This window comes from Paraburkholderia sp. PAMB 6770 (assembly GCF_057748135.1).
Window position 1 is genome coordinate 2,644,321 of the sequence record NZ_CM173239.1, and the last position, 25,385, is coordinate 2,669,705.

The 25,385-nt window shown below is 68.7% G+C and carries 26 protein-coding genes; 9 read left to right on the forward strand and 17 right to left on the reverse strand.

The window, feature by feature from the left end:
• Nucleotides 1–41: 41 nt before the first annotated feature.
• On the reverse strand, nucleotides 42–347 hold the full coding sequence (locus AC3AP7_RS29345; protein ID WP_487363799.1) for a putative quinol monooxygenase: 306 nt from the start codon (nucleotides 345–347) through the stop codon (nucleotides 42–44).
• Between the two features lie 203 nt (nucleotides 348–550).
• Between AC3AP7_RS29345 and AC3AP7_RS29350 the strand changes: the two genes are divergently transcribed.
• Nucleotides 551–3,028, forward strand: coding sequence for a penicillin acylase family protein (locus AC3AP7_RS29350; protein ID WP_487363800.1), 2,478 nt, complete (start codon nucleotides 551–553; stop codon nucleotides 3,026–3,028).
• Here the strand turns inward: AC3AP7_RS29350 and AC3AP7_RS29355 are convergent.
• Nucleotides 3,015–4,076, reverse strand: coding sequence for a glycoside hydrolase family 191 protein (locus tag AC3AP7_RS29355; RefSeq protein WP_487363801.1), 1,062 nt, complete (start codon nucleotides 4,074–4,076; stop codon nucleotides 3,015–3,017). The genes AC3AP7_RS29350 and AC3AP7_RS29355 overlap by 14 nt on opposite strands.
• Nucleotides 4,077–4,098: 22 nt before the next feature.
• On the opposite strand from AC3AP7_RS29355, the gene AC3AP7_RS29360 reads away from it, so the two are divergent.
• Entirely contained in the window at nucleotides 4,099–4,398 is a 300-nt protein-coding gene (locus AC3AP7_RS29360; RefSeq protein ID WP_487363802.1) for a hypothetical protein, read from the forward strand.
• Between the two features lie 15 nt (nucleotides 4,399–4,413).
• Here AC3AP7_RS29360 and AC3AP7_RS29365 read toward each other — a convergent pair whose 3' ends face one another.
• The 5 genes from AC3AP7_RS29365 to pip form a co-directional block, all read right to left on the reverse strand.
• A complete protein-coding gene (locus tag AC3AP7_RS29365) occupies nucleotides 4,414–5,139 on the reverse strand; it encodes a YceH family protein (RefSeq protein WP_487363803.1) in 726 nt (241 codons plus the stop codon).
• 316 nt (nucleotides 5,140–5,455) lie between these two features.
• On the reverse strand, nucleotides 5,456–5,869 hold the full coding sequence (locus AC3AP7_RS29370) for a rubredoxin (protein ID WP_487363804.1): 414 nt from the start codon (nucleotides 5,867–5,869) through the stop codon (nucleotides 5,456–5,458).
• A gap of 177 nt (nucleotides 5,870–6,046) precedes the next feature.
• Entirely contained in the window at nucleotides 6,047–6,976 is a 930-nt protein-coding gene (locus AC3AP7_RS29375; RefSeq protein ID WP_487363805.1) for a c-type cytochrome, read from the reverse strand.
• Nucleotides 6,966–7,661, reverse strand: coding sequence for a c-type cytochrome (locus tag AC3AP7_RS29380; RefSeq protein WP_487363806.1), 696 nt, complete (start codon nucleotides 7,659–7,661; stop codon nucleotides 6,966–6,968). Before AC3AP7_RS29380 ends, AC3AP7_RS29375 begins: the two co-directional genes overlap by 11 nt.
• A gap of 79 nt (nucleotides 7,662–7,740) precedes the next feature.
• Complete coding sequence (pip, locus tag AC3AP7_RS29385) at nucleotides 7,741–8,673, reverse strand: prolyl aminopeptidase (RefSeq protein ID WP_487365054.1); 933 nt, start codon at nucleotides 8,671–8,673, stop codon at nucleotides 7,741–7,743.
• A gap of 232 nt (nucleotides 8,674–8,905) precedes the next feature.
• On the opposite strand from pip, the gene AC3AP7_RS29390 reads away from it, so the two are divergent.
• Nucleotides 8,906–10,117, forward strand: coding sequence for an MFS transporter (locus AC3AP7_RS29390; RefSeq protein ID WP_487363807.1), 1,212 nt, complete (start codon nucleotides 8,906–8,908; stop codon nucleotides 10,115–10,117).
• Nucleotides 10,118–10,163: 46 nt separating this feature from the next.
• Here the strand turns inward: AC3AP7_RS29390 and AC3AP7_RS29395 are convergent, their stop codons facing one another.
• Both AC3AP7_RS29395 and AC3AP7_RS29400 read right to left on the reverse strand, forming a co-directional pair.
• Nucleotides 10,164–11,615 (reverse strand): glycosyltransferase family 2 protein, encoded by a 1,452-nt coding sequence (locus tag AC3AP7_RS29395; protein WP_487363808.1) that lies wholly within the window; start codon nucleotides 11,613–11,615, stop codon nucleotides 10,164–10,166.
• 17 nt (nucleotides 11,616–11,632) lie between these two features.
• Nucleotides 11,633–12,265, reverse strand: a complete 633-nt coding sequence (locus AC3AP7_RS29400) for a cytochrome b (protein ID WP_487363809.1) — start codon at nucleotides 12,263–12,265, stop codon at nucleotides 11,633–11,635.
• Nucleotides 12,266–12,689: 424 nt separating this feature from the next.
• On the opposite strand from AC3AP7_RS29400, the gene AC3AP7_RS29405 reads away from it, so the two are divergent.
• The 4 genes from AC3AP7_RS29405 to AC3AP7_RS29420 all read left to right on the forward strand — a co-directional run bounded on the left by AC3AP7_RS29405 (nucleotide 12,690) and on the right by AC3AP7_RS29420 (nucleotide 15,324).
• Nucleotides 12,690–13,013 carry a DUF2946 domain-containing protein gene (locus AC3AP7_RS29405; protein ID WP_488324844.1) on the forward strand — a complete coding sequence of 108 codons (324 nt, stop codon included), beginning with the start codon at nucleotides 12,690–12,692 and terminating at the stop codon, nucleotides 13,011–13,013.
• Nucleotides 13,014–13,109: 96 nt separating this feature from the next.
• Complete coding sequence (locus AC3AP7_RS29410; RefSeq protein ID WP_487363811.1) at nucleotides 13,110–14,036, forward strand: hypothetical protein; 927 nt, start codon at nucleotides 13,110–13,112, stop codon at nucleotides 14,034–14,036.
• A gap of 2 nt (nucleotides 14,037–14,038) precedes the next feature.
• The gene (locus AC3AP7_RS29415) at nucleotides 14,039–14,416 is read left to right on the forward strand and encodes a copper resistance CopC family protein (RefSeq protein ID WP_487363812.1); all 378 of its coding nucleotides are present in this window, start codon (nucleotides 14,039–14,041) and stop codon (nucleotides 14,414–14,416) included.
• A 2-nt stretch (nucleotides 14,417–14,418) separates the two neighbouring features.
• Nucleotides 14,419–15,324 carry a copper resistance D family protein gene (locus AC3AP7_RS29420; RefSeq protein WP_487363813.1) on the forward strand — a complete coding sequence of 302 codons (906 nt, stop codon included), beginning with the start codon at nucleotides 14,419–14,421 and terminating at the stop codon, nucleotides 15,322–15,324.
• Between the two features lie 34 nt (nucleotides 15,325–15,358).
• Here AC3AP7_RS29420 and AC3AP7_RS29425 read toward each other — a convergent pair whose 3' ends face one another.
• The 4 genes from AC3AP7_RS29425 to AC3AP7_RS29440 form a co-directional block, all read right to left on the reverse strand.
• On the reverse strand, nucleotides 15,359–16,150 hold the full coding sequence (locus AC3AP7_RS29425; RefSeq protein ID WP_487363814.1) for a class I SAM-dependent methyltransferase: 792 nt from the start codon (nucleotides 16,148–16,150) through the stop codon (nucleotides 15,359–15,361).
• Between the two features lie 99 nt (nucleotides 16,151–16,249).
• Nucleotides 16,250–17,353, reverse strand: coding sequence for an SAM-dependent methyltransferase (locus tag AC3AP7_RS29430; RefSeq protein WP_487363815.1), 1,104 nt, complete (start codon nucleotides 17,351–17,353; stop codon nucleotides 16,250–16,252).
• Between the two features lie 91 nt (nucleotides 17,354–17,444).
• Nucleotides 17,445–18,233: a DUF1295 domain-containing protein gene (locus AC3AP7_RS29435; RefSeq protein WP_487363816.1), complete on the reverse strand. Its 789-nt coding sequence runs from the start codon at nucleotides 18,231–18,233 to the stop codon at nucleotides 17,445–17,447.
• Nucleotides 18,234–18,308: 75 nt separating this feature from the next.
• Nucleotides 18,309–18,908, reverse strand: a complete 600-nt coding sequence (locus AC3AP7_RS29440) for a lipocalin family protein (RefSeq protein WP_487363817.1) — start codon at nucleotides 18,906–18,908, stop codon at nucleotides 18,309–18,311.
• Nucleotides 18,909–18,997: 89 nt separating this feature from the next.
• On the opposite strand from AC3AP7_RS29440, the gene AC3AP7_RS29445 reads away from it, so the two are divergent.
• Nucleotides 18,998–19,576: a DUF2878 domain-containing protein gene (locus AC3AP7_RS29445; RefSeq protein ID WP_487363818.1), complete on the forward strand. Its 579-nt coding sequence runs from the start codon at nucleotides 18,998–19,000 to the stop codon at nucleotides 19,574–19,576.
• A 186-nt stretch (nucleotides 19,577–19,762) separates the two neighbouring features.
• Nucleotides 19,763–19,966: a DUF3562 domain-containing protein gene (locus AC3AP7_RS29450; protein ID WP_487363819.1), complete on the forward strand. Its 204-nt coding sequence runs from the start codon at nucleotides 19,763–19,765 to the stop codon at nucleotides 19,964–19,966.
• Between the two features lie 253 nt (nucleotides 19,967–20,219).
• Here the strand turns inward: AC3AP7_RS29450 and AC3AP7_RS29455 are convergent, their stop codons facing one another.
• Genes AC3AP7_RS29455 through AC3AP7_RS29470 form a run of 4 tightly spaced genes read right to left on the reverse strand, consistent with a single transcriptional unit; the run spans nucleotide 20,220 to nucleotide 25,380 of the window.
• A complete protein-coding gene (locus tag AC3AP7_RS29455; RefSeq protein ID WP_487363820.1) occupies nucleotides 20,220–21,623 on the reverse strand; it encodes an MFS transporter in 1,404 nt (467 codons plus the stop codon).
• A gap of 24 nt (nucleotides 21,624–21,647) precedes the next feature.
• Nucleotides 21,648–22,913: an NAD(P)/FAD-dependent oxidoreductase gene (locus tag AC3AP7_RS29460; RefSeq protein ID WP_487363821.1), complete on the reverse strand. Its 1,266-nt coding sequence runs from the start codon at nucleotides 22,911–22,913 to the stop codon at nucleotides 21,648–21,650.
• On the reverse strand, nucleotides 22,906–23,871 hold the full coding sequence (locus AC3AP7_RS29465) for a VOC family protein (RefSeq protein WP_487363822.1): 966 nt from the start codon (nucleotides 23,869–23,871) through the stop codon (nucleotides 22,906–22,908). The genes AC3AP7_RS29460 and AC3AP7_RS29465 overlap by 8 nt, the downstream gene beginning before the upstream one ends.
• Nucleotides 23,872–23,889: 18 nt before the next feature.
• Nucleotides 23,890–25,380, reverse strand: coding sequence for an aldehyde dehydrogenase (locus tag AC3AP7_RS29470; protein ID WP_487365055.1), 1,491 nt, complete (start codon nucleotides 25,378–25,380; stop codon nucleotides 23,890–23,892).
• Nucleotides 25,381–25,385 lie beyond the last annotated feature (5 nt).

A 25,385-nucleotide genomic window follows, 5' to 3' on the forward strand; every position in this document is an offset into this window, starting at 1 on the left:
GGTGCGCGCCGCGAGGAGCCGCTGCGACGCGCCCCGCGCCATCAGCCGAACGGGTTCTTCATCCCGAGCACTTCGATTTTGGCGATGCCCGGCGCCTGCGTGAACAGTTCGTCGGCCCGCGCCATCAGCGCCTGGGCGATCGGTCCCTGCAGGTGCGCTTCGCGCGCGGCCTCGTCGGCAAACGCGTCGAATACGCCAAACATATGGCTCGACAGCTTCAGTGCGAACCAGATCGGCGTAGTCGACTCCGCATTGGCAAGCGCAAGCGCTTCCCGCAAAAATGCCTCGACCTCCGCTTCCTTGCCGGGCTTCGCCTCGAAACGCGCAAACAGCGCATGCGTGATCATCGTGTTCCTCCAGTGGGTGAATGTCGCACTCCATGTGCATGCGAAAGCCGCTGGCGTAACGGGCTTCAGTTGCCGCATGCCGGTCTTGCAGGATACGCCTTCGCGCGCGAGCAGGCGGCGCGCGAACGCCGACGTGCGCGTGTGCTATGTTCGTACGGCCGCGCAGCGGGCCTGCCGCGCCCCCCACCCGTTGGTGCTCCGCCATGATCCGCCTGTCGTCACACCCGCGCCGCCGCTGGCCGTGGTATCTGCTGCTCGCGATGCTCTCCGGCGTCGCGCTCGCCGCTGCCGCGGCCTGGCTCACGCTGTGCGCAAGCCTGCCGCCGCTCGATGGCCGTCTGCGCGCCGGGCCCCTGTCGGCCCCGGTGCGCATCGAACGCGATGCGCTCGGCGTGCCGACCGTGCGCGGCCAGACGCGGCTTGACGTTGCGTATGCAACGGGTTTTGTGCATGCCCAGGACCGCTTCTTCCAGATGGATCTGCTGCGCCGGGTGGCCGCCGGAGAAATGGCGGCGCTGATCGGGCCGGCGGCGCTCGAACTCGACCGGCGCAACCGCGTGCACCGGTTCCGCGCGCTCGCGCAGCAACACCTGCGCGCGCTCCCCGCCGCCGACCGGCAACTGCTGGAACGATACGCGGCAGGCGTCAACGACGGCCTCGCGTCACTGCGTGCGCGTCCGTTCGAGTACTGGCTGTTGCGCACGCAACCGGTCGCATGGCGTCCCGAGGACACGCTGCTGGTCGCCTATGCGATGTATCTGGATCTGCAGTCGTTCGAGGTGAACCGCATCCTCGCGCGCGCCGCCCTGCGCGAACAGGTGCCTGCTACCCTGCTCGCGTTCCTGTTGCCGACGGCGAGCCACTGGGACGCGCCGCTCGACGATGCGTCGTCGCCCGCGCTAGCGTTACCCGCGCCGCCCGCGGCGCGCCCCGCCTGGCTCGACGCGACGGCCCCCCCGCCGCTTGCCGCGCGCGAGCGGCGCAGCGCCGGCGCGTCGCCGGCAACGGCCGAAGCCATCGGCAGCAACGGCTGGGTTGTCGACGCCGCGCACGGCGCGCAGCATCGCGCGCTGCTCGCGAGCGACATGCATCTCGGCCTCGCGCTGCCGAACATCTGGTATCGGCTGTCGCTCGTCTGGCCGGACGCGCACGGACATCTGCGGCGGGTGACCGGCGTCAGCCTGCCTGGCACGCCGCTCGTCATCGCGGGCAGCAACGGCGACATCGCATGGGGATTGACGAACAGCTACGGGCGCTACATCGATCTGATCGACCTGCAGCGCAACCCGGCCGACCCGCTGCAATACCGCACGCCCGACGGCTGGCGGCGCGCGGCGGTTCATCATGAACGCATCGACGTGAAGGGCGGCGCCCCGGTCGACCTGCCGGTCATCGACACGCAATGGGGCCCACAGATCGTCGTCGGCGCGCATGCCTATGCGCTGCGCTGGGTCGCGCACGATCCCGCCGCGCTCAACCTGAACCTGCGGCAACTCGAAGACTGTACGAGCGTGACCGACGCGCTGCACATCGCGCAAACGAGCGGGACGCCGACGCAGAACGTGATGGTGGCGGACGCGCACGGCCACATCGGCTGGACGCTGGCCGGACCGGTGCCGCGGCGCACGGCGGGTTACGCGGCGATCGACGATCTGCCCGACGAATCGTCTCGCTACACAGGCTGGCACGGATACCTGACGCCCGCCGAATATCCGGTGCGCGTCGACCCGCCGCTCGGCCGCCTGTGGACCGCGAACAATCGCACGCTCGCGGCGCCCGAGGCATCGCCCGCGGGCGACGCGGGCACCGACCTCGGCGCGCGGGCCACGCAGATACGCGACGATCTGCTCGCACTCCCGCACGCCAGTGAGCGCGATCTGCTCGCGGTGCAGACCGACGACCGCGCGCGCTGGATCGCCGGCTGGCGGCGCGTCGCGCTCGACGCGCTCGACGACGCCGCGCTGCGCGGCCATCCGCAGCGCGCCGCATTCCGCCAATGGCTGCTCGACTGGGATGGCCGCGCGGATATCGATGCGGTCGGCTACCGGCTGCTGCGCGCGTTCTTCTTCGCGCTCTACGATGCGTGGTTCGGCCCGCTCGATGCGCGCCTCGCCGCAAGCGCCGGCACTCCGCCGGATCTCGCGCTCAGCGTGCGCACCGCCAGTTCGCGCTACGAAGCGGTGATGGAATCGCTCGCCGCACATCATGCGTGGGTTCCGGCGCGCTACGCGAACTGGCATGCGTTCGTGCTTGCGCAAATCGATCAGGTGATTCGCACCTCGACGTCGCACGGAACGCTCGCTGGCGCGCGCTGGGGCGAACGCAACCGCGCGGCGATCGCGCATCCGTTTGCGCGCCTTGTGCCCGCGTGGCTGCCGTGGCTGCGCGACGCGCTCGCCGCGCCGGCCGAGCCGCTGCCCGGCGACTTCAACATGCCGCGCGTGCAGGCGCCTTCGTTCGGCGCATCGGAGCGGATGGTGGTGGTGCCCGGCCACGAGCAGGAGGGCCTGTTCGAGATGCCCGGCGGCGAATCCGGGCATCCGCTGTCGCCGTATTTTCTGGCTGGCCATGAAGCGTGGGTGCATGCAGCCGCGACACCGTTTCTGCCCGGAGCGGCCGTGCATCGCCTCGAACTCGTGCCGGGCGCGTACCCGCGCACGGCCGCGCTCAGCTGCCCGTGACGGCCGGCAGGAACGGCCACCAGCATACCTGGTTGAGGGCCGAGGTCGCCACCGCCGGACGCAGACCCGCGCCCAGGCTCGCGTTCCAGTCGCTTTGCGCGGCGCTCGTATCGCTGCAACTGCCGACATAGTCGAGCGAGCCCGTGAAGAACGCGCTGCGCGGCAATTGCGCTTCGGTCTGCTGCCAGGCCTGCAGCATCTGCAGCAACCCGCTGTCGGTCGACGGCGCGAACACCTGTTCGGCGAACTCGCCGTCCACCAGCATCGGAAACGCGACGCCGCCGCTCTCGCCGCTCAGCGCCGACGCGGGTGCCGCATTCAGCACGATCGATGCGTTTGGAAACGCATTGCGCAACTGCGCGACCAGATCGAGGCCGCCCTGCTTGCATGCCGCGTCGCACGGACCCTGCGCGGCATTGGCCGCGTGCCCGACGATTTCGAAGTTATCGAGCATGAAGCCGTCCACGCCGGTCGCCGCGAGGCGCGGCGCCACATAATCGACGATCAGGTGCTGGTAATCGGCGTTGCCGACATTCATCCAGTACTCGTTGCTGTAGCCGCTGTACTGCCCCAGTTGCGCAGCCGTGTTCGCGCCGCACGATACGAAGCCGGCCGGCACGGTTTGCCAGTACGTGCGCCATGTTTCGCAAGCGCCCACGTTCAGGTAGCTCAGCACCTTCGCGCCGTTGGCCTTCAGCGCGGCGATCTGCGCGGCGGTGAAATCCGGCGACCCGTTGGCCGGGTCCGCGTCGATCACGATCACGTTGAACGTCGACGCGAGCTTCGCGACATCGGTCTGCGCGGCGCTGCCGTAATACACGGCCCACACCGCCGAGGCCGGCAGGTTGCGTGCCGCCGCAACCGTCACGGCGGTGCTGCCCGTCACCGTGACGCTATCATTGGCGGGATTGCTCGCCGGGGTGCTGGCGGTACCGCTTGCGGCAGCCGTGGCGGAGCCGTCGCCGCCCCCTCCTCCGCCGCACGCGGCGACGCAGGCCATCAGTGCCCAGGCGAACAGCAGGACGAAGCGCTTAAAGCAGGCAGCCATGTTTGAATAATGGAGAATGTCGATGATACGCAAGAGCCTCAATGCGTCCCAGTTGCAGCAGGAAGTGCAGCGACGTCTGCAGCGTCTGCTCGACGCGGCCGAGGACGGCGCGAAAATACGCGTGCCGCGCCCGCAGCCTCAGCCGCCCGACAAGACCGGCTGCAACTGGACGATGAAGCACTTCGGCAATGCCGCCGGCTTCGAGCGCGATATCGAAGCCGCGCTGCGCGCGGTACGCGCGGAGTACAACCTGAGCGCCGAAGCCGGAGCCGAAGCCAAACGCGCCGCCGCCGACCCGTTCGCGGACTTTCCGGGCAACTGAAACCGCGGCGCGCATTTAGATCGGCTGCGACAGGTCAGGGTCCAGCTTCGCAAGATCGACGCCGAGCGCGTCGGCCAGATACGCAAGTTGTGCGCGCAACCGTGCGACTTCGTCGGCGAGGTTCTGGTGCGCGGCCCGCAGCGATGCCAGTTCGTCGTCGGACGATTCGGCCGGCGTCGCGGCGCGAGACGCCGCCGCCTCGCCCGCGACGCCCGCGACCTCGCCGCACAGCAGATGCATCCAGCGATGCTCGCGCTCGCCGGGTGTCCGCGCGAGCTTCACCACGCGCGGCGGCGTCTGCTGCGCGAGTTCGTCGAGAAACGCGTCCACCGACGAAATATCGGCAAAGTCATGCAGGCGCGCGGTATTCAGCCGCAGTTCGGCTGCGGTTTGCGGACCGCGCAGCATCAGCACCGCGAGCAGTGCAACCGCCTGGCCGGGCGCACCGAGCACGCGGGCGACGTTGTGTTCGAAGCGCGGCACGCGGCTGCTGCTGCCTTCGAGCACGAGCGAGAGGCGCTTCAGGCCCTCGATGGCGTCCAGCACGTCGGCCTCGGTCAGGTTCATGACCGGTGCGCGCGCCGTCTTCTGATTGCAGCCGGCGGTCAGCGCATTCATCGATAACGGATAGGTGTCGGGCACCGTGCGCTGCTTCTCGACCAGTACGCCCAGCACGCGGGCTTCGACGGGAGTCAGGACGCGCATCGCGGGACGGGCTGGCGTATCGGAGGGGGTATTCATGGACGGGCTCACCGCGTGAATCGGGCGCATCGCGCGCCACTGGCTCGCGCCGCATCGGGTATGCGGCGCCGGTTCGTATGATAGCGGACACGGGATCGGCCCGGGCCGCGCGGCCGCTGTGCGGCAACGCGTGCTGTGCGCCGGCTGCCGTCCGATGGATTGACCGCGCCACGATGAAACCACGCTGCGCGCGTCTCGTCGCGGCAACCGGCCGTCTCGTTCCGGCGAGTTCCAGATACTTCGCCATGCTAATCAACTCATCTGCCGGCGAGGGTCTGCTCCTGTCCGATCCTGCGTTAAACGCACGACCGCCCGCTCAGAACTCGACCAACGCGAAGTCATCCTTGCCGACGTCGCACAACGGGCAGCGCCAGTCCGCGGGCACGTCGGCCCAGCGTGTGCCGGGGGCGATTCCCTCTTCCGGCAGGCCGGCCGCTTCGTCATAAACCCATCCGCAGATCACGCACACCCACTGCGTAAGCCCGGCGGCGGGCGCGGCTTCGCATGCGCGGCGCGCATCGTCCCGCGAAGCCTCGCGCGGCGCGTCGTCGAGACTGACGACGAGCGGCCCCGACGTCCCCGTGCCCTCCGCGTTCAGTTGCGCCTGCAACCGGTCGAGCAGGGTCTGCGCTTCGGCGCGAGTCAAATCGATCCAGTAAGGATCGCCTGCCGCATCGTTGAGCCGCTCGGGGGCAAACTGGATTTCGAGCGCTACGCCCTTTTTGTACATGGCTGATCGTATCGGCGGGGGTGCCTGGGCGGCCCGAGAGCGGTTCATGACGACGCAGACCGCGTGCGCCCCCCGGTTGAAAGAGCCGACATTATCCACGCCTGCCCGCGCCGCATTAGCGACGCAGCGGAGATGCTCCGTTTCCTGCGCGTTGGCAAACGCCGGCTCCGGGCGCGTTCAGGGGCTACCCAGCACGTGCCCGTTGACCGTCATTCCGTACATCGAATAGGGCGTGTCGTGATACCGCGCGCGAGTCTGCGCCACCGAGCCGGTGTAGCGCGGATCCTGCGGCCGTTCGTGACTGTCCATGAAGAGCGCGACATCCCACGCCTGCTGATCGGTCAGCGTGCCGCCGAGCCCGAGCGGCATGTTCGCCTGGATGAAACCCGCCGCATTCTGGATCTCGTGCATGCCCGCGCCCCAGTTGAACGAACGCGCCCCCCACAGCGGCGGGAACACGGTTTCCCCCTGGCTTTGCTGACCGGCGCCGTCCGCGCCATGACACAGCGCGCAGTGCTGGGCATAGACCTGCGCGCCGCGCGCGTAGTCCGCTTTCCGAGGCGGCGGCGGCAGCTTCGGATAGCCGTGGCCCACGACCTTCTTGCCGACCGGCGCGCCGGTGGCGAGCCAGTACGCGTAGCTCTCGAGCGCAACCAGCACCGGGTCGCCGAGCGGCGGCGCCTTGCCGTTCATGCTGTAGCGAAAGCAGCCCTGCATCCGTTCGGCGAACGTGTTCACGTGACCGTTCTTGCTGCGATAAGCCGGATACGCGATATAGGCGGCCCACATCGGGCTCGCGTTCGCCTTGCGGCCCGCATCCAGATGACAGTTCGCGCAACTCAGGTCGTTGCCCACGTAGTGACCGGCGAACGCCCGCGTATGCACGAAGATCTGCTCGCCGAGCCGCACGGACTTGCCGAATTCGCCGGCGGGCATCGCACTCTCCGGCGGCGGCGTGAACGCGACCGGCGCGTCGGCCGGTGCGGCCCGCGTCGCCGGTGCGGACGAGGCCGCGCCGGCGGTCTGGGCGGCGACAGCCGCGCTGCCGAGCAGCGCGGCACACGCGAACGCAAGCGCGATCCGCCGCGCGATAGGGTTATCGGGCATTCTGGTGTGCCTCCTGGTCCGCGTCGCCGCCTTGTTGTGCGTAGTAGGCCGCCACCGCATGCATGTCGGCATCCGAGAGCTTGCTGACCACCATCGGCATCAGTGCAAGCGGTCCGGGCGGCCGCGCGCCGGTTTGCCATGCATGCAACTGGGCCTCGATATACGCGGCCGGCTGTCCGGCGAGCGGCGGAAAGGCCGTGCCGACGCCGGCACCGCCCGGACCGTGACATTGCGCGCATGCGGGCAGCCCCTCGTCCCAGCGGCCGCGCGTGGCGAGCCATGCGCCGGTATCGGCGGCAGAAGGAGAGGCGGGGTCGTGCGTGCGGATGCCTGCGGGCGGCGGAAGCTGGCTGAAGTATTGCGCGACCGCCACACGCCCGTCGAGCGACATGATTTTGGCGAACGGCTGCATCACCGTGCTCGACCGCCGGCCGTCGGCGAACGCCCCCAGTTGTTCTTCGAGGTAGGCCGCGCCGACGCCCGCGAGGCGCGGAAAACCCGCTGCGGCATTGCCTTCGCCGTGCGCGCCGTGACAGCTGATGCAGGCGGGAATGCCCTTGGCGGTGCCCCGCGTGGCGATCGTCATGCCGAGCGGCGACTGCTGCGCATGCGCGCCGCAGGATAGCGCGAGCGCGCCGAGCGCCCACAGCATCCGCCGCGCGCTGCGCGATACGGTCTCGTTCATGTTCTCTCCGTGCGCGCCGGCGATCGGCCGCTAGTGTCGGTCTGCTTTGTCTGTCTGTTTTGGGCGGCCGCGCGCCGCGTCAATCCGCGAACCGGTCTGTCGCGTCGATCAATGCCCGCAGGATGCCGGGCTCGTCGAATGCATGACCGGCATCCGCGACGATCTGCAACGTGGCCTCGGGCCAGGCCTTCGACAGTTCCCATGCGCTGCGCGCCGGCGTCGCCACATCGTAGCGGCCCTGCACGATCACGCCCGGTATGCCGGCAAGCCGATGCGCGTCGCGCAGCAACTGGCCTTCGTCCATGAAGCCGGCGTTTACGAAGTAGTGATTTTCGATCCGCGCGAACGCCAGCGCGTAGGTCTCTTCGCTGAAGTGCGCCGCGAGGTCGTCGTTCGGCAGCAGCGTGATCGTGCTGCCTTCCCAGCGGCTCCACGCGCGCGCCGCCTCGCGCTTCGCAGGCTCGTCCGCGCCGGTGAGGCGACGCCGGTAAGCCGCCATCAGGTCGCCGCGCTCCGCAGGCGGAATCGGCGCAAGAAATCCTTCCCACAGATCCGGAAAGAGCCACGAGGCGCCTTCCTGGTAGTACCACAGCAGCTCGGCGCGCCGCAGCGTGAAGATGCCGCGCACGACCAGCGCGCTCACGCGCCGTGGATGCGTCTGCGCATAGGCGAGCGCAAGCGCACTGCCCCACGACCCGCCGAACACGAGCCACTGTTCGACGCCGAGCAGCGCGCGCAGCCGCTCGATGTCGTCGACCAGATGCCAGGTCGTGTTGTTTTCGAGGCTCGCGTGAGGCTGCGAGCGGCCGCACCCGCGCTGGTCGAACAGCAGCACGTTGTAGCGCGCGGGATCGAAGAGCCGCCGGTGCACGGCGCTGCAGCCGGCCCCCGGTCCGCCGTGCAGAAACACCGCTGGCTTGCCGGCCGGATTGCCGCACAGCTCCCAGTAGAGCCGATGTCCGTCTCCGGTATCCAGAAAGCCGTGCCGGTAGGGTTCGATTGACGGGTACATGATCGTTGCCCAGAGAGGATCGCGCACGCGGTGTGTCCGCATGCCGCGTGTCGTACGCGCCACGATACATGCGGCGTCGCCGGCACGCAATCCATGCAATGCGCCGTCGCGGGAATCGCGCCGGACCGGCTGCGCACGGTTTGCCGTTATCATCCGCACATCGCCCGAGCGGGGCGGCGCGCCCCCCCTTGCGAAGCCGGCCGCATGCTCCTCCTTCACAGGACCGTCAACCGTGCGCGTATCCCATCAGGCCTTCTACGGCTCGCTATTCTTCGCGCGGCTGGCCGATCAGATCCTGCTCTTCCTCGTACCGCTCGTCGTATTCCAGACCACCCACCGGGTCGCGTGGTCCGGCCTCGCCTTCTTCGCCGAAGCGCTGCCGCGCTATGCGTTCTTTCCGCTATTCGGCGCGTTCGCCGACCGCTTCTCGCCGCTCACGCTGATGCGCATCAGCCAGTCATGCCGCGCGCTCTGCTGTGCCACGGGCATCGCGGGCTACGCGCTATGCGGCGGCATCGGCTGGGTGATCGCGCTGTCCGCCTGCTGCGGCGTGCTGACGAGCCAGGGGTTCGTCGCACGCGAGGTGTTGTTGCCGCAGGTCTTCAGGCGCGAGCGCTTCGAGCGCGTGCTCGCGCACTCGCAGCTCGCGGACCAGCTCGGCGTCGTGCTCGGCCCGATGCTGGCCGGCCTGCTGCTGGTCGCGTGGCGCTGGGAATACGTGGCCGGCTGCGCGGCCGGGCTGTTCCTGCTCGCCGACGTCGCGTTCGTGCTGTGGCAGCGCACGAGCGGCTTTCGGGCGGCGGCGTCGCATCCCGCGCCGGGCCACTGGGCACAGCCGTTCGCGACCGCCCTCGGCCATCTGCGGCAACTCCCCGGATTGCAGCGCGTGGTGATGCTCGCTGCTGCCGAAAACCTCGTGATCGGCGTCACGCTCGCGACGTCGGCCGCGATGGTCACCGGCATCCATCATCAGTCGGAGCGCTTCTACACCGTGCTGCAAACGCTCGGCGCCATCGCGACCGTTGTGATCCTGCTGGCGATCGCGCGAGTGTCGCTGTCGCGAAAGACGCTCGGGCTGCTCGCGTTCGTCGCGATCTGCGCGGGCGGCCTGATTGCCGGCGCGAGCCGCGACGCATGGGGCTACGCACTCGGCTTCGTGCTGATCACCGGCTTCGACAAGATGTTCAACGTCTACATCCGCAGCACGCGCCAGCAGATCATTCCGCCGCGCGACTACGGCAAGACCACCGGCGTGATCATCCTGTTGAACAACCTGACGCAGCCGCTCGCCGGCCTGCTGGTCGGCGTCTTTTCCCGGCATGGACAGACCGCGATGCTGATCGTGCTGCTGTCCGCGGCCATGGGCGTGGCCGGCGCGGCGATCGCGCTCGCCGGCTCGCGGCTGCGGCGGCGCGACGCGCGCCGCGCCAGTGCGGAAAGCTGATTCCCGAGGCCGGACGCAGCGCACGCGTGCCGGCGCGGCGGCGCCGTCAGGGTTCGTCGTGCGCGACGAGGCCCGTGCGGCGCTGCGCACCCCATGCACGGCCGCCGCGCAGAAAATGCAGCCATCCGAGCACGGCGCCGGTATGGCGGATCAACTGGAAGCTGAACGGCTCGGCAAGCGCGGCGGCCATCGTCATCCACAGGCTCGTGCCGGCCATCTGACCGGTCCAGCGGCGGTACAGACGGATGCACCACACGTAGTACGCGAGATCGAGGGCGGTCTTCAGACCGATCACGCCGAAAATCGCCGCCACGAGCCCGCCGTGCCCGCCGAACACGAATGCGAGCAGCAGCCCGAACGCGGTCAGCCCGTAGACCGGCTGCATCGTGTCGAACGCCTTCACCGGCAGCATCAGCAGGCCGAGCGTGCCGTAGCGCGGATTGCCGGTCATGTCGCGGTTCCAGTACTGCGTCTGCAGAAAGCCCGCAAACCAGCGGCGCCGCTGCCGCAGGAAACTGCCGAGCGTGCCTGGCGCGTCGGTGCGCGCCTGCGCGTCGCCGACCACGCGCACGTCCCAGACGAGGCCATGATCGACCGCATAGCGCCGCAGGCGGTGAATCAGTTCGTAGTCCTCGACAAGACATTGCGGATCGAAGCCGCCCACCGCCACCAGCGCTTCGCGCTGGAACGACGCAAACGCGCCCGATACCAGCAGCAGGCTGTCCGCGCGCATCCATGCATAGCGCGCCACGAAATTGCGCATGTACTCGTAAGTCTGGAACCACTGGAACACGCGCCCGGACAGCGTGCGTCCGCACAGCGGCACGAGAATGCCGGTCGCCGCGACGAGCCCTGGCTGCGCGGCGAACGCCGTGCGCATTGCAAGCGTGGCGTCGTCGTCGAGCAGCGTATCGGCATCGACGGTCATCACGGTTTCGGTCGTCATCACCGCGATCGCGGCGTTCAGCGCGCGTGCCTTGCCGCCGTGCGGCAAGCGCAGCCAGTACAGGTTCGGGTACCGCGTGCTGGGCGCGCTCAGTTCGCCTTCGGGCGGCGCGACGAGGCCGAACTGCGCGCCGAGCAGCGCCGCGGTGCCGTCGCTGGAGCCGTCGTCTGCAATCACGATCTGCGCGAGGCCGCCGGTCTGGCGCAGCAGCGCGGCGAGCGTCACGGGCAGCACGGACGCTTCGTTATGGGCCGCGACGATCGCGCCCATCTCGGGCCGCGCGCGCTGCAGCGCAGCCGGATCCGGCGGTGCCGGCGGCCGGCACAGCGGCCACGTCTTCAGCGTGACGAAGACGAGCAGCAGCGTGTCGTAGATCACGTAGGCGATACCCGTCGACCACGCCACCACGCCGTGCAGAAAGAACGCGCGCGCAAACAGCAGCAGCCATAACACCACGACGGCCAGATGAATCAGCGTGCTCGCGAGCGTTGCGCGACGCGGCACGATACGCGGCGAAGCGAGCGCCAGCGCCTGTTCCAGAGTGCTCTTCAAGATACGGGTGCCTTCGGTCACGAGACGTCGCGCGACCGGTTGTCGCGCGACGGAATCATCCGCTTGATGACCGAATGCCGGTCGACCCATTCGTGCTTGAGCGCACCGCCGACGTGCAGCGCCAGCAGCAGATATAGCGCGTAGCCGAGCCAGGTATGCAGTTCGCCGAAGCGGTTGTGCAGCGTTTCCTTCAGCGCGGGGTTCAGATGCATCACATAGCCGATGCGCGGCCACGGAAACAGGTTGAACAGCCGCATCGGATGCGTTGCCGCGTCTTTCCACGCGGAGTCGTGCAGCCAGCCCGACAGCGGCAGCGCGATCATCAGCACATACAACAGCACATGGGCGACGTGCGCGGCCTTGCGCTCCCAGTCGGGAAACACGGCCGGCAACGCCGGCGGCCGGTGCGACAGGCGCCACAGGATGCGCAGCAGCACGAGGCCGAGCACGGTAATGCCGATCGACTTGTGCGTGTCGATGACCGGACGCACCCAGGCGTCCGGCAGCGAACCGGCGCTCAGACCCAGCACGACGTTGCAGAGGATCAGGATCGCGATCAGCCAGTGCAGCAGCATCGCCACGCGGGTGTAGCGCGTCGCCGCGCCGGGGTCGTCCACCATCGCGGACGACGCGTGAGTCGGAGTATTCATGAGCCGTTCCGTGCGGATAAGCCGCACTGCATTGAAAGCGGTTTGAAAACGATACGATACGCCCTGTCTGCTAACGCGCGCAGGCCGCCGTTTATTCCAGCGCGGACCGGCGCGCGTGCGGTTCGCCAGGCGACCGCGCGGGGATGGGCGCGACGCGCCACGTCATTGCGACACGATGCCACATCCCGAATCTTCCTATGAAACGGCGCATCGCGTCGGCCGTGCATGCAGGGGCTCGTGCGCAACCGGGACATACGGGCGGTGCATCGCGCGCGATCCGCGGTATGCAACAATCGTGTGTCCGGCATGGGGCGCACGTGGCATAATCCGCTCCGTTCCCCCGTTCCGGCCTTGCGCGACGCGCAGCATGCTACGCCTACGACTCCAGAAAATCGGCAGCTGGTTGGGATTGCTTGCAATCCTGATGAGCACGCTCGCGCCGACGGTGTCGCAAACGCTCGCCGCGCACGACCGTCTCGGCGACGCACTCGCCTCCTACTGCTCCGCACAACAGCCGCCGTCCGATCCCGGCGACGCCGGCAAAAGCGCGCCCGCGTCCGGCTATCACTGGCAGGCGTGCGGCTATTGCGGGCTGCTCGCGCATCTGCCGGTACTGCCCGGCATCGTCGCGGTATTCGCGGCCACGCAACTGGTTGTGCGCGCACCCATGCGCGCCGTGCGCGCGGCGCTCCACGTCCCGCTTTGCCATACGGCCGCGCTGCCGCGCGCGCCCCCCGCCTTCTCCTGAGTCGATCCGCACCACAACAAACGCCGCGCTGCACAGGCAGCGGCGGCACGTCTGCGCACGCGCGCAGCATCGAGACGACTTGAGAAGGACCTCATCATGCGCATGTTTTTCACACGGCATGCGACGCCCGCGCGCGCCGCACTGGGTGCCGCCGTCGGCGCCGCCTGCCTCGCCGGTGCACCGGCGGCTTTCGCGCACGCGGTGGTCGGCGACCGCGTTTTTCCCGCCACGCTGACGGTCGATGACCCCGGTGTCGGCGACGAGTTCGACACGCAGTTCGGCCACGTCAAGACCCCCGACGACAACGGCGACGACATGAACGTCAACACCGTATCTTACGAATGGGACAAGACGATCACGAAGAACTTCCAGTTCAGCATCGCCGGCGACTACGTGAGCCAGAACGATCCGGACGGCGGTTCGGCCAAGGGCTGGGACAACGTGACGCTCGGCGTGAAGTACATGATCTACGCGAACGCCGCGCACGAATTCATGGCGTCGATCGGGCTGGAAAGCGAGATCGGGGGCACCGGTGCGAAATCGATCGCGAACGCGTATTCGACCTTCACCCCCGAGGTCTATCTCGGCAAGGGCTTCGGCGATCTGCCGTCCGCACTGTCGTACCTTCGCCCGTTCGCCGTGACCGCCGAACTCGGCCCGAACCTCACCACGACGACGTCGGCCAACGGTCCGGACTCGTTCGGCTGGGGCCTCACGCTGCAGTACAGCATTCCTTACCTGCAGGACGAGGTGAAGAATCTGGGCATCCCGCAGCCGTTCAGCAACCTGTACCTTGTCGTCGAAGCGCCGATGAGCACCTGCACGGCGGGCGCCTGCTCGGGCCAGACGACCGGCACGCTCAATCCGGGCTTCCTGTGGCTGAACCGCTACGGCCAGTTCGGCGTCGAAGCGATGATTCCGGTCAATCATCAGAGCGGCGATCACGTAGGCGTGCTGTTCGACGCGCATCTGTATTTCGACGACAGCTTCCCCAACTCCCTGGGCAAACCTCTCTTCAACTGATCATGAACCCCTCTCTCAAGCCAACCCTGACGGTGCGCGGCCTCGTCGCCGCGCTGGCGCTCGGCGCCGCCCAACTCGCGCATGCGCACGCGTACCCCACCCACGAAATGCCCGGCGCGGGCGCGACCGTGCCGGCGTCGACCAGCACGGTCGCCATCGACTTCGACGATGGCCTCGAACCCGCCTTCAGCTCGATCGCCGTGACCGACGCGCACGGCCACCCGGTGACGAGCGCGAAGGCCGTCGTCGACGCGAACAACAAGAAGCACATGTCGGTCGCGCTCAAGCCGCTCGTGCCGGGCGACTATGCGGTCGCGTGGGTCGCGGTCGCGGAAGACGGCCATCGCACGCAGGGTCACTATCACTTTACGGTGAAATAGGCGTGGCCGATCCGCTCGTCGTCGCGCAGATCGTCACGCAGGCCGCGCAAGACGTGCTGTGCGCGCTCGCTGCCGGCGCGCTCGCCTGCCGCGCCATGCTGCTGCCGCATCCGAGCGGGCGCACGGCGCTCGCGCGTGCGCGCGGCAGCGCGCTCGGCGTGCTGGCGCTCGCGCTGCTGCTGTATCTGTGGCTCGAAGCGGCGATCATGAGCGGAGCGCCGTTCGCCGGCGCGGGCGCGGCGCTGGCGCCCGTGCTGACGCAAACCCACTACGGCGCCGCGTGGTCGGTCGCCTTCGCGGGCACGGTCATCGCCTGCTGCGGCGGCACGCGAAAAGGCGGCGGCGCGATGGTGCTCGCGGCGCTCGGTCTGCTCGCCTACGCGGCGGGCAAGGCCGCCACGAGCCACGCCGCCGACTCCGGCGACTTCACGCTGCGCGAAGGGGTGCACGTCGTGCATCTGGGCGCGACGGCGCTGTGGGCCGGCAGCGTGATCGTCGCAGCGCCGCTGCTGCGGCGCTGGCCGCGCGCCGACGCGGAAACGGATCTCGCGCGCCTGCGGTTCTGCACGCGCCTGTCCGAACTCGCGACGGCAGCACTCGCCGTCGTGGTCGTCACCGGCATCTACAACACGCTGCAGGACACCGCGCATCTGAACGGCCCGCTGCTGGGCGTCCCTTACGGCAAGCTGCTGACCCTGAAGCTCGCGTTCGTTGCGCTGGCGGTGCTGCTGGGCGGCTACAACCGGATGGTGTGCCTGCCGCATCTGCGCGCGGCGGTCGCGGCAGGCGAGGACGCCGAGCCCGCCCAGCGCCGCTTCGACCGGCTGCTCGCCATCGAGGCGGTCGCGATGCTGGCGGTGCTGACGATCGCCGGCGTGCTCGGGCATACGTCGCCCACAGGGGGCTGACGCGGCACACCGCATGCGGCATCCCGCATGCGCGCTAACGGCGCGCGATCAACGCACCCGATTCGACCCGCTCGTCGAGCCAGCCGTCCTGCGCGTGAGGTTCGAGCAACGCGCGCGCCCGATCGAGCAGCGTATCGAGCTGCGCGCCGAGCCGCTCGCGCGACAGGCTCGACATCGACAGCGGGCGCGCAAGCAGCGCATCGAGCGACACGCGCCGTTTCTCGACTACCGTGACGCGTTCGAGCGCACTGAACGCCGACTGCATCAGCACCGCATCGTGGCTTCGCCATCCCTGCGCCTTGCGCTGCCTGCGCGCGGGGTCTTCGCCCGCGTACTCCTCCAGCAGCGCGCGGTATTGCGCCATCCACGGCAGCGTCGGGTCGTCCGGCGCCGTGGTCCCGAACAGCACCACGGCGCCCCCCGGTTCGAGGAGCGAGTCCAGACGCGCCAGCGTGTCGGGCCGATCCATCCAGTGGAACGCCCGGCCGATCACGGCGATATCGAAGCGTCCGATTGCCGGCGACAGGTCGTACGAACTGCCCTGCCGGAAGGCGATGTTCGGCGCGATCGCGAGCCCGAGCGCCGCCGCGATGCGCAGCATCTCCGGCTCGGGATCGAGCGCGACGCCGCTCGCGACATACGTGGAAAACGCCAGCGCAAGCGGGCCCGGCCCGCAGCCGAGATCGAGCAGACGCTGACGGCCGTCGAGCCGGCAGGCGGCCGCCACGCGCCGGATCAGCCCCGGTGCATACGCAGGCCGGCCTTGCAGGTAATACGCGGCGTTGTGCTGAAAGCGGTTGGCAATGAAGGGGATGGTGTCGCTCATCGGGCATTCCGTGAAGGCGGGGCAAACGGCGGGGCACGAACGGTGCGGTTCGCGCAGTATGCCGCCGCGCGGCGGCGCCTGTCGAGTGCCCCGCGCGCCTCAGCGCTTCACGAAGCGATAGTGCGCGACGCCCCATTCGTTGCCGTTCGCGAAGCCGAACAGTTCCGCCACCGCCATGTAGAACATCCGCCAGCGCTGCAGCCAGAGGGCCGCATCGCGCGCGCCGTAGGTGTCGGCAAGCATCGGCATCACGCGCGCGCGCGCCGCGTCGAGCGATGCGAGCCACTGGTTCGCGGTGCGCGCGTAATGCGTGCCGCTCACCCACCATTGCCGCTCGACGCGCAGATCGTCCTGGAAGTTCAGCAGCAGGTTCTCGGACGGCATCGTGCCGCCGGTGAAGAAGTATTTCGACATCCAGTCGCTGCCGTCCTTCACCTGAAAGTGATACGCGAGCGTGCGATGCGCGAAGATGTGCACGAAGAGCTTCGCGTCGGCGCGCATCCAGCGCGCGATCTTCGCGAGCAGCAGACCGTAGTGCTTCATGTGCTCGAACATCTCGATCGAGACCACGCGGTCGAAGCCGTCGCCCCGCTGCGCGTCCGTGAACTCGACATCGACGATGTTGCCGGTCACGACCGTCAGGTTCGACAGGCCGCGCTCGGCGGCGCGCGCCTCGATGAAGGCGCGCTGCCCCTGCGAGTTCGACAGCGCGACGATCTGCGCGCACGGATAGCGTTCGGCGAGCCACAGCGACAACGAGCCCCAGCCGCAGCCGAGGTCGAGTATCCGCTGACCGTCGGCAAGCTGCGCGCGCGCCGCATACAGCGCGAGCATGGCGGCCTCCGCGTCGCCGAGCATCTCGGTGCCTTGCGGGTAGAGGCAGCACGAGTACTTCAGATGCGGTCCGAGATGCGCGTCGAAGAAGGCTGCCGGTACTTCGTAGTGCTGTGCATTGGCAGCCTGGGTTTCGATGGCGATCGGGCTCGCGCGCAGCTCGTCGAGCAATTGATTCAGGCGCGCCGAGCGCGCTTCGCCGTCGCCAGCGCCTTCGTCGCGCAAACGCTGGCGCATCAGTTGACGCATGCCGAAGCGAATCAGCGCATCGGGCACGAAACCGCGCTCGCAACAGCGAATCAGCCAGCCGTCGTCGGACGACGCGGGCGATGGCGGCGGCAAGGTCTGGTCCATGGTCGGCACACTCATCGTCGTTTCTCCCTGTTCTTGTCCCGGCCGAAGCGGCCGGCCTGCCGTCAATGCAATGCCTTCTGTGTTGGTCGCGGCGCGCCGCCAGCCGCTAGTCGCGCGGCGTGCGGCGCGGCGGCCAGGGAATCAGCGCGCTCGTCGTGCGCATGTACTCCGCGTACCCCTGCCGCGTGCGCGCGAGATGCGCTTCGAGCAGCGGAATGCCGGACAGCTTCAGCAGCAGCCAGGCCATCAGCAGCGGCGGCAGCAACGTGAGCCAGACCCACGGCGAGCCGATCGACAAAAACACATACGCCACCCAGTGCACACATTCGAAGAAATAATTCGGATGCCGCGAATAGCGCCAGAGACCGTCCCGGCAGACGCGGCCGCGATTGCGCGGATCGTCGCGAAAGCGCTGCAGTTGCCGGTCGGCCAGCGCCTCGCCGGCGACCGACACGCACCCTATCGCCACGGCCGCGACCAGTGAGGCCGCCGCGGGCGCGCCCGTGCGGAAGGCCGGCACCAGAAACGCGACCGACAGACACATCGACACGGCCACCTGCACCTGAAAGAACGCGAACATGCGCCGCGGCGCGGCCTCGCCCCACGTCTCGCGCAGACGCCGGTAGCGCGCGTCTTCGGGCTGCCCGGCGTTGCGCCGCCACAGGTGCGCGCCGAGGCGCAGGCCCCACGCGAGTCCGCCGAGCGCCACCAGCGCGCGGCACGACGGCGCGCCGGTGCCGAGCCCGGCATAAAGCAGCGCGACGGCGCCGAGCGACCCCGCCCAGACCGGATCGACCATGCCGGCGTTGTGCGACTTCAGTTGCCAGGCCCAGACAGCGGTGAAGAGCAGCACGAGCCCGACCAGCGCGATGGCAGCAGCGGCAACGACAGGCATCGATTCCTCACAGGGTGACGATGCTGCTTTATACGCAGCCGGCGCCCGACTGGATGCACGGCCGCCGCCGCGCGCTCAGTCCTTGCCGTGCGGCGACGCGAAGCCCGGCTGACCGATCTGGTCGGGACGCTGCGGCACGCGCCGGAAGCGCGACGTGTCGTAGCCCATCGCATCGAGCTTCGCCAGCAACGCATGATAGGTCGCGTCGCTGATCTGCGGCGCGCGCGCGAAGATCCAGCCGAGATTCTTGCCGGGATAGCCGAGGATCGTGTACTGGTAGTCCGGGTCGACATACAGCGTCAACTGGGTCACGTGAACCGGCCAGAACAGCTGCACGCTCCATTTGCCGCCGCCGCTGCCGGGCACCGGCGTGTCGAGGAACTGGTAATGCTTCAGCGGTGCGTCGAAGCTGCCTTTGTGGCCGTAATACGAGTCGTCGATCTTGCCGTCCGGGCGCAGCACCCACTGCGCGTAGCTGCCGACGAAGCCGCGCTCCGCAAAATACGGAATGTTCGCAATGATGTACCACCGCCCCATGTAGCGGGGCAGATCGAGCGGCACCGTCGCGAGCGGCACGTCCGCGCGCGGGTTCGGATTGGGCGGTGCGCTGGAGCAGCCGTTCAGCAGCGGCATCAGCATGAGGGCAAGCACAATGGCACAGACCTGGCGGCGCATGTTAACCTCGGGCAGTCGATATGCTGTTGATACGCGCGACGCGGCTTCGCGGATGCGCGTCCCCGCCATCCCCACCTGCTTCCGATCCGATGTCGACGCGAAACGCACGCCGTCTCTTCCGGGCGCATCCACCGCGCGCCCGCGCCGCTCAGACGTGGACCTACCTGGTGGTGGGCCAGGCAGGCTGGTTCGTCTGCGTGATCAGTGCGGCGCGCGATCGCGCGTGGATCGGCGGGCTGTTCGTGGCCGCGGCGCTCGTCTGGCATGCGTCGCGTGCCGCACGGCCGGTGCCCGAACTGAAGCTCGCAGCGGCCGCGGTGCTGGTCGGCGCCGTCTGGGAAAGCCTGCTCGTGCGCGCCGGTCTGCTCGTGTACCCGAACGGCACGCTGATCGCGGGCACCGCGCCGTGGTGGATCCTCGCGCTGTGGGCGCTGTTCGCCATCCAGTTCAATGCGCTGTTCGGCTGGCTGAAACCGCGGCTGTGGCTCGCCGCCCTGCTGGGCGCGGTGGCCGGGCCGCTGTCGTTTCGCGCCGGAGCGGCGCTTGGCGCCGTGCGGTTTCCGGTGCCGCTGCACGCCTTCGCCGCGCTGGCGCTCGGCTGGGCCGCGCTGATGCCGCTGATGCTCGCGCTCGCGCGCCGCTGGAACGGCATCGACCCGCGCGACTGATGCGGGTCGTCCCGCCGCGCAGGGACTTCCGGCTTCCCCGCTTGCGATCCTTCCCTTTCATTGCCGAAAGCCGAAGCCGCCATGTGGCAAACGCTTGATAGGGCGATTCAATTGGCATCCGGGCTGAACGCATCCTGTAATGGAACCTCGATAGCACGCCCCGCGCCACCCCACACGGAGAGTTTCATGGCCCAGCCTCAGCCCTCGGTCGATGAAGTCGTGCAGGCCATTGCCGCTGAAACCAATACGCCGCCGGAAACGGTATCCGGCATTTACGCGCACGTGCTCGCCGATTTCCAGACGAATGCGCGCGTATTCGACTACATTCCGCTGCTCGTCGCCCGGCGCGTGCGCGACACGCTGCGGCAGGCCGCCGGCGCGAAACATTAGCGCTGCGGCAGCGATGCCGCGCGTGCGCGGTGCTGCCCGAAGCGCGAAAGACAATCCCCGTACACGGAAAAAGGGCGCCCGCCGGGGCGCCCTGTCGTGGTTGCGTGGCGATTCGCCGCATAAGGCCAGCCTGGCGGGTCTGCTGGCACAGGGTGATTCAAGCCACAGGGTTATTCAAGCGTCAGTCACCCCGATCGAGGCATAGGCTCCGCGGCCGCGAGTCCTATGCCCTGGCGCGGCGCGTTCAAACGCGCTACGCCTCCAGCTGCTCCAGCACCCGCCCCTTCGTCTCGATGCCAAGGAAATGCACTGCCAGCGCGGCGAGGAACGGCACCGCGCCGAGGATATAGAACGCGATGTCGAGATGACCGCCGACCATCGTCTTCGACACGATGGCCGGTGCGAAAATCGCCGCGACCTTCAGCCACGCGCCGCCCACCCCGCAGCCGAATGCGCGGATGCTGGTCGGATACAGCTCCGGCGTGTACACGTAGGCGGTGATGAATCCGCACGCGAGAAAGCCGAGCGACAGCGCGCAGCAGGTCGCGACCACATACACCGACGCATGATGGAACACGCCGGCCAGCACGAGCGACAGCGCACACGCGAAGAACGACCAGTTGATGATCGGCTTGCGCCCCACCTTGTCGACGAGCAGCGCACACGTCAGCGAACCGAGCACGCCCAGCACCGACGCGACGGCCGCGAGATTCAGCGACAGCTGCAGCGGCGCGTGATAGACCGTGCGGTAAATCGTCGGCAGCCACGTCGACAGGCCGTACTGGATGAAGCCGCACGTCATCCACAGCATCGCGACGGCGAGCGAGCGCTTCAGATACGCCGGCCCGAACAGGTCGCCGAGGCGCCGCCGCGGATGGCGGTTCACGAGCGCCTCGAACGCGGCGGCGTCCTCGATCGGCGCGAGCGTACCCTTCGCCGCGCGTTCGAATGCCTGCACCGCGCGGTCGGCATCGGCCATCCGTTTGCGCTCGGCCAGCCAGCGCGGCGATTCGGGCACCAGACGGCGCAGCACGAAGAACAGGATCAGCGGCGCGCCGCCGACGAAGTACATCACCTGCCAGCCAAGTCGCGGCACAATCCATGCGCCGAGCGCATTCGACGCGAGCAGCCCGATCGGGAAGACGATTTCGTACAGCAGCACGAAGCGCCCGCGGCCATGCGCGCGACTGATCTCGTTGATGTACGTCGCAGCAACCGGCAGCTCGCCGCCAAGGCCGAGCCCCTGGACGATGCGCAGCACGACGAACGCGGCATAGGTCGGCGCGAACCCGCAGGCGATGCTCGCCGCGCCGATGATCCCCGAGCTGATCGCGATCGCGCGCACGCGCCCGCCGCGTTCCGCGTACCACGGGAACAGGAACGCGCCGACGAGCTGGCCGATCGATCCGGACGCGATCAGAAAGCCGATCTGTCCGGGCGTGAGCCCCCATTTGTGAATCAGGATCGGCAGCGTCGTCGCGATCGCGATCACGTCGAAGCCGTCGAAAAACGTGGCGAGACCGATCAGCAGACGCGCGCGAATCTGCATCGCGTTCGTCGGCAGGCGCTCAAGGCGCGCGATGATCGAGCCGCGGGTGATAGGACCTGAGACACCGGCGTTGCTGCTGTCTCCAAGGGTATTGTCTAGCGTTCTCATGCCGTTGCCGCCTTTCGGAAAGGGTTAAGCGAGTGCCGTGCTGGTATCGGTCAAGGTCGCCACGTCCACGGTGCGGCCCTGGTTCATCCATTTGCGCGCGAGCTTCAGGTCGCGCGGCGTATTGATCGCGATCGCGCCGCGCATCGCGCCGTCCTCGACGTAAAAGAGCGTGGCGCGCTTGCCGGCGAGATCGCCGCGTACCGCAAGCTGCGCGTCGTTCGGGATGTCGCCGAGAATCTGCAGGTTCACGTCGTACTGATCGGACCAGAACCACGGAATCTCCGCATACGGCTCGAACACGCCGAGCAGCGCCTTCGCCGCGCCGATCGCCTGGTTCTGCGCATTCGCCCACGATTCGAGCCGCACGCGCCGCTTCAGCCACGCGCTCGGATGGTTCGCCACGTCGCCGCACGCAAAGATGCGCGGGTCCGACGTCGCGCCAAAGTGATCGACGACGATGCCGTCCGCCACCTCGAGCCCCGCCTGCGCGGCGAGCGCCGTGTGCGGCGTGAGGCCGATGCCGGCGACCGCGAAATCCGCGTCGAGCGTCGTGCCGTCCGCGAACGTCGCGCGCACGCGCGTTGCGTCGTGCGGATGATCGTCGAGCGACACGAGCGCCGCGTTCAGCCGCAGATCCACCCCGTTGTCGCGATGCAGTTGCGCGAGAAACGACGAAACCAGCGGCGGCACCGAACGCGCGCACAGCCGCGGCGCGCCCTCGATCACGCTCGCCGCGACGCCGAGCTTGCGCGCGGTCGCCGCGACTTCGAGCCCGATCCAGCCGCCGCCGATCACCAGCACGTGCCGGCTCGCGCGCAGCCGCTCGCCGAGCGCGAGCGCTTCGTCGAGCGTGCGCAGATAGGCAAGGTTGGCGGTTTTCACGAGCGTGTCGGGCAAGCGGCGCGCGGCGCCGCCGGTGGCGATCACGAGCCGGTCGTAGGCGAGCTCGCGCCCGGACGCCGTACGTACGATGCGCCGTGCGCGGTCGATCGACGCGGCACGCTCCGGCTGCCACGCTTCGACGTTCAGCGCGGCGAAATCGTCCGGCTTCACGAGCCGCACGGTCTCGATGTCGGCCTCGCCGGCCAGCACCGCTTTCGACAGCGGCGGGCGTTCGTAGGGCAGATGGGTTTCGTCGGCGATCATCACGAGACGGCCGTCGAAGCCTTCCTTGCGCAGCGTCTTGACGACCCAGCCCGCCGCCTGGCCGCCGCCGATCACGGCGATCGTGCGCGGCGCCTCCAGGTTCGCGTGAGCGGCCTGCGCCGCGGATACGGCAGCATCAGTCATGTTTGCGCTCCGTCATGAACTTGCCTTCCGGCGCCTTCGCATTCTTCTGGCGGCGCGTGTTGCCGTCGATGCCGCCATCGATCGCCCATTCGGCGAACACGGTCGGGCCCGGCTCGAAATCGCGCGGCTGCCATTCGGGCGTGAGCTGGTCTTCATCCGCGTAGTACTCGATCAGCGCGCCGGCCGGATTCTGGAAGTACCAGAAGTACGCCGACGACACCGGATGCCGGCCCGGTCCGAGTTGCGTTTCCCAGCCGCAGCGGCTGATGTGCATGCCGCCGCCGAACACCTCGTGGATGTCGCGCACCGTGAATGCAACGTGGTTCAGACCGCGCTTGCCGTTGGGCAGCGCGAGCAGGAACAGGTCGTGATGGCCGCCGTGCGGCGCGCAGCGCAGGAACGCGCCGCGCCCCGGATAGCGGTCCGACAGTTCGAAGCCGAGCAGTTCCTCGTAGAAGCGCTCGGTCTGCGCGAGCGTGTTCGTGAAGAACACCACGTGTCCGACCTCGACCGGATGCGCACGCTCGTAGATCGGCGAAGGCTGGTTCACGCGCAGCGTCTGGCCCCACACGTTCGATGGCGAGCCGTGCGCGTCGATCGCGCGCTTGCGCGTCACCTCGATGCGAATCGCCATCCCGTTCGGATCGACGCAGCCCACCGCGTCGTCGTGTTCGAAGTGGCCCGGCTGGCCGGCGAAGCGGCCGCGCAGCGCGTCGAGTTCCGCGCGTGTCGCGACGCCCCACGTCACTTCGCGCAGCGTCGGACCGTCTTCGAACGCGGGCGGGAGCGCGGCATCGGCCGCGTCCACCAGCAGCACGGTGCAGCCGTTCAGCGTCTCGAAGCGCGCGCGCGTGTCGTCGTGCGCCGTTTCCGTCAGTCCCCAGTCCGCGAAGAAGCGCCGGCAGGCGTCGAGGTCCGTGACCCCGTAGGTGATCTGCTCAATGCCAAGAATCGTCATCGTGTTGCCTCGTGTTTCCTAGTTCGCCCACGCGAGCGGCGCGTCGTTCAAGCCCCAGTAGAGGCTCTTCTGCTGCATGTATTCGCGGATCCCGAGCCGGCCTTTCTCGCGGCCCATGCCGCTGTCCTTCCAGCCGGAGAACGGGGTCGAGATCGAGAACAGCTTGTAGGTGTTGATCCACACCGTGCCGGCTTCGAGTGCGCGCGCGACGCGCCATGCGCGCTTGTAGTCGCGCGTCCAGATGCCGGCGGCGAGGCCGAACACGCTGTCGTTGGCCTCTTCCAGCAGCGCCGCTTCGTCGTCGAACGGCATCGCGACCAGCACCGGCCCGAAGATTTCTTCCTGGCAAATGCGCGCGCGGTTGCTCAGCCCGTCGAGAATGGTCGGCGCATAGTAGTTGCCCGCTTCCCGGCCGTCGCCCGCCGGACGCTCGCCGCCGCACAGCAGGCGCCCGCCCTCTTCGAGACCGAGCGCGACATAGCGCTCCACCGTCTCGCGATGCGCGGGCGTGATGAGCGGGCCCATCTGCGTGTCGGCGCGCGACGGGTCGCCGACGCGCAGCCGACGCGCGCCGTCGGTCAGGCGCTGCATGAACGCGTCGTAGATCGAGCGCTGCACGAACAGGCGCGAGCCCGCGATGCACGCCTCGCCCGACGAACTGAAAATGCCGTACAGCACGCCGTTGACCGCGTGATCGAGATCCGCGTCGTCGAATACGATCGTCGGCGACTTGCCGCCGAGTTCGAGCGACACCGGCATCAGCTTCTCGGCGGCAATGCGCGCGATGCCGCGGCCCACTTCGGTGCCGCCCGTGAACGACACCTTCTTCACGCGCGGATGCCGCACCAGCACGTCGCCGATCACCGAACCCTTGCCGGGCAGCACGCTCAGCACGCCCTTCGGCACGCCCGCTTCCTCGCAGATGCGCGCAAGCGCGAGCGACGCCAGCGGCGTCACCTCGGCCGGCTTGAGCACCACCGCGTTGCCCCCCGCGAGCGCCGGCGCGAGCTTCTGCGCGTCCGATGCGATCGGCGAGTTCCACGGCGTGATCGCCGCGATCACGCCGATCGGCTCGTGCACGCTCATCGTCAGGTAGTCGCCGCGCGACGGGGTCAGCGCTTCGTCCAGCGTTTCGAGGCAGGCCGCGTAGTAGCGGAACGTGTTGGCCGCGCTCGCGACCAGCACGCGCGTCTCGCCGATCGGCTTGCCGTTGTCGCGCCGCTGCAGCTGCGCGAGCGCTTCGTGGCGCGCCATGATCAGGTCGGCGATCCGGTACAGCACCAGTGCGCGCTGATGCGGCTTCAGCCCCGACCAGTCCGGCTTGCGCCACGCGGCGTCGGCGGCTTCGATCGCTTCGACGGCGTCGTCGGCGCTCGCCGTGGAGATTTCCATGTTGACCGACTGATCCGCCGGATACAGGCTTTTGAACGGGTTGCCGCGACCCTGCCGCCATTGCCCGCCGATGAAGATATCGCCGTTGGGCACGAGGCCGGTATCGAAATGCGTCATGTCGG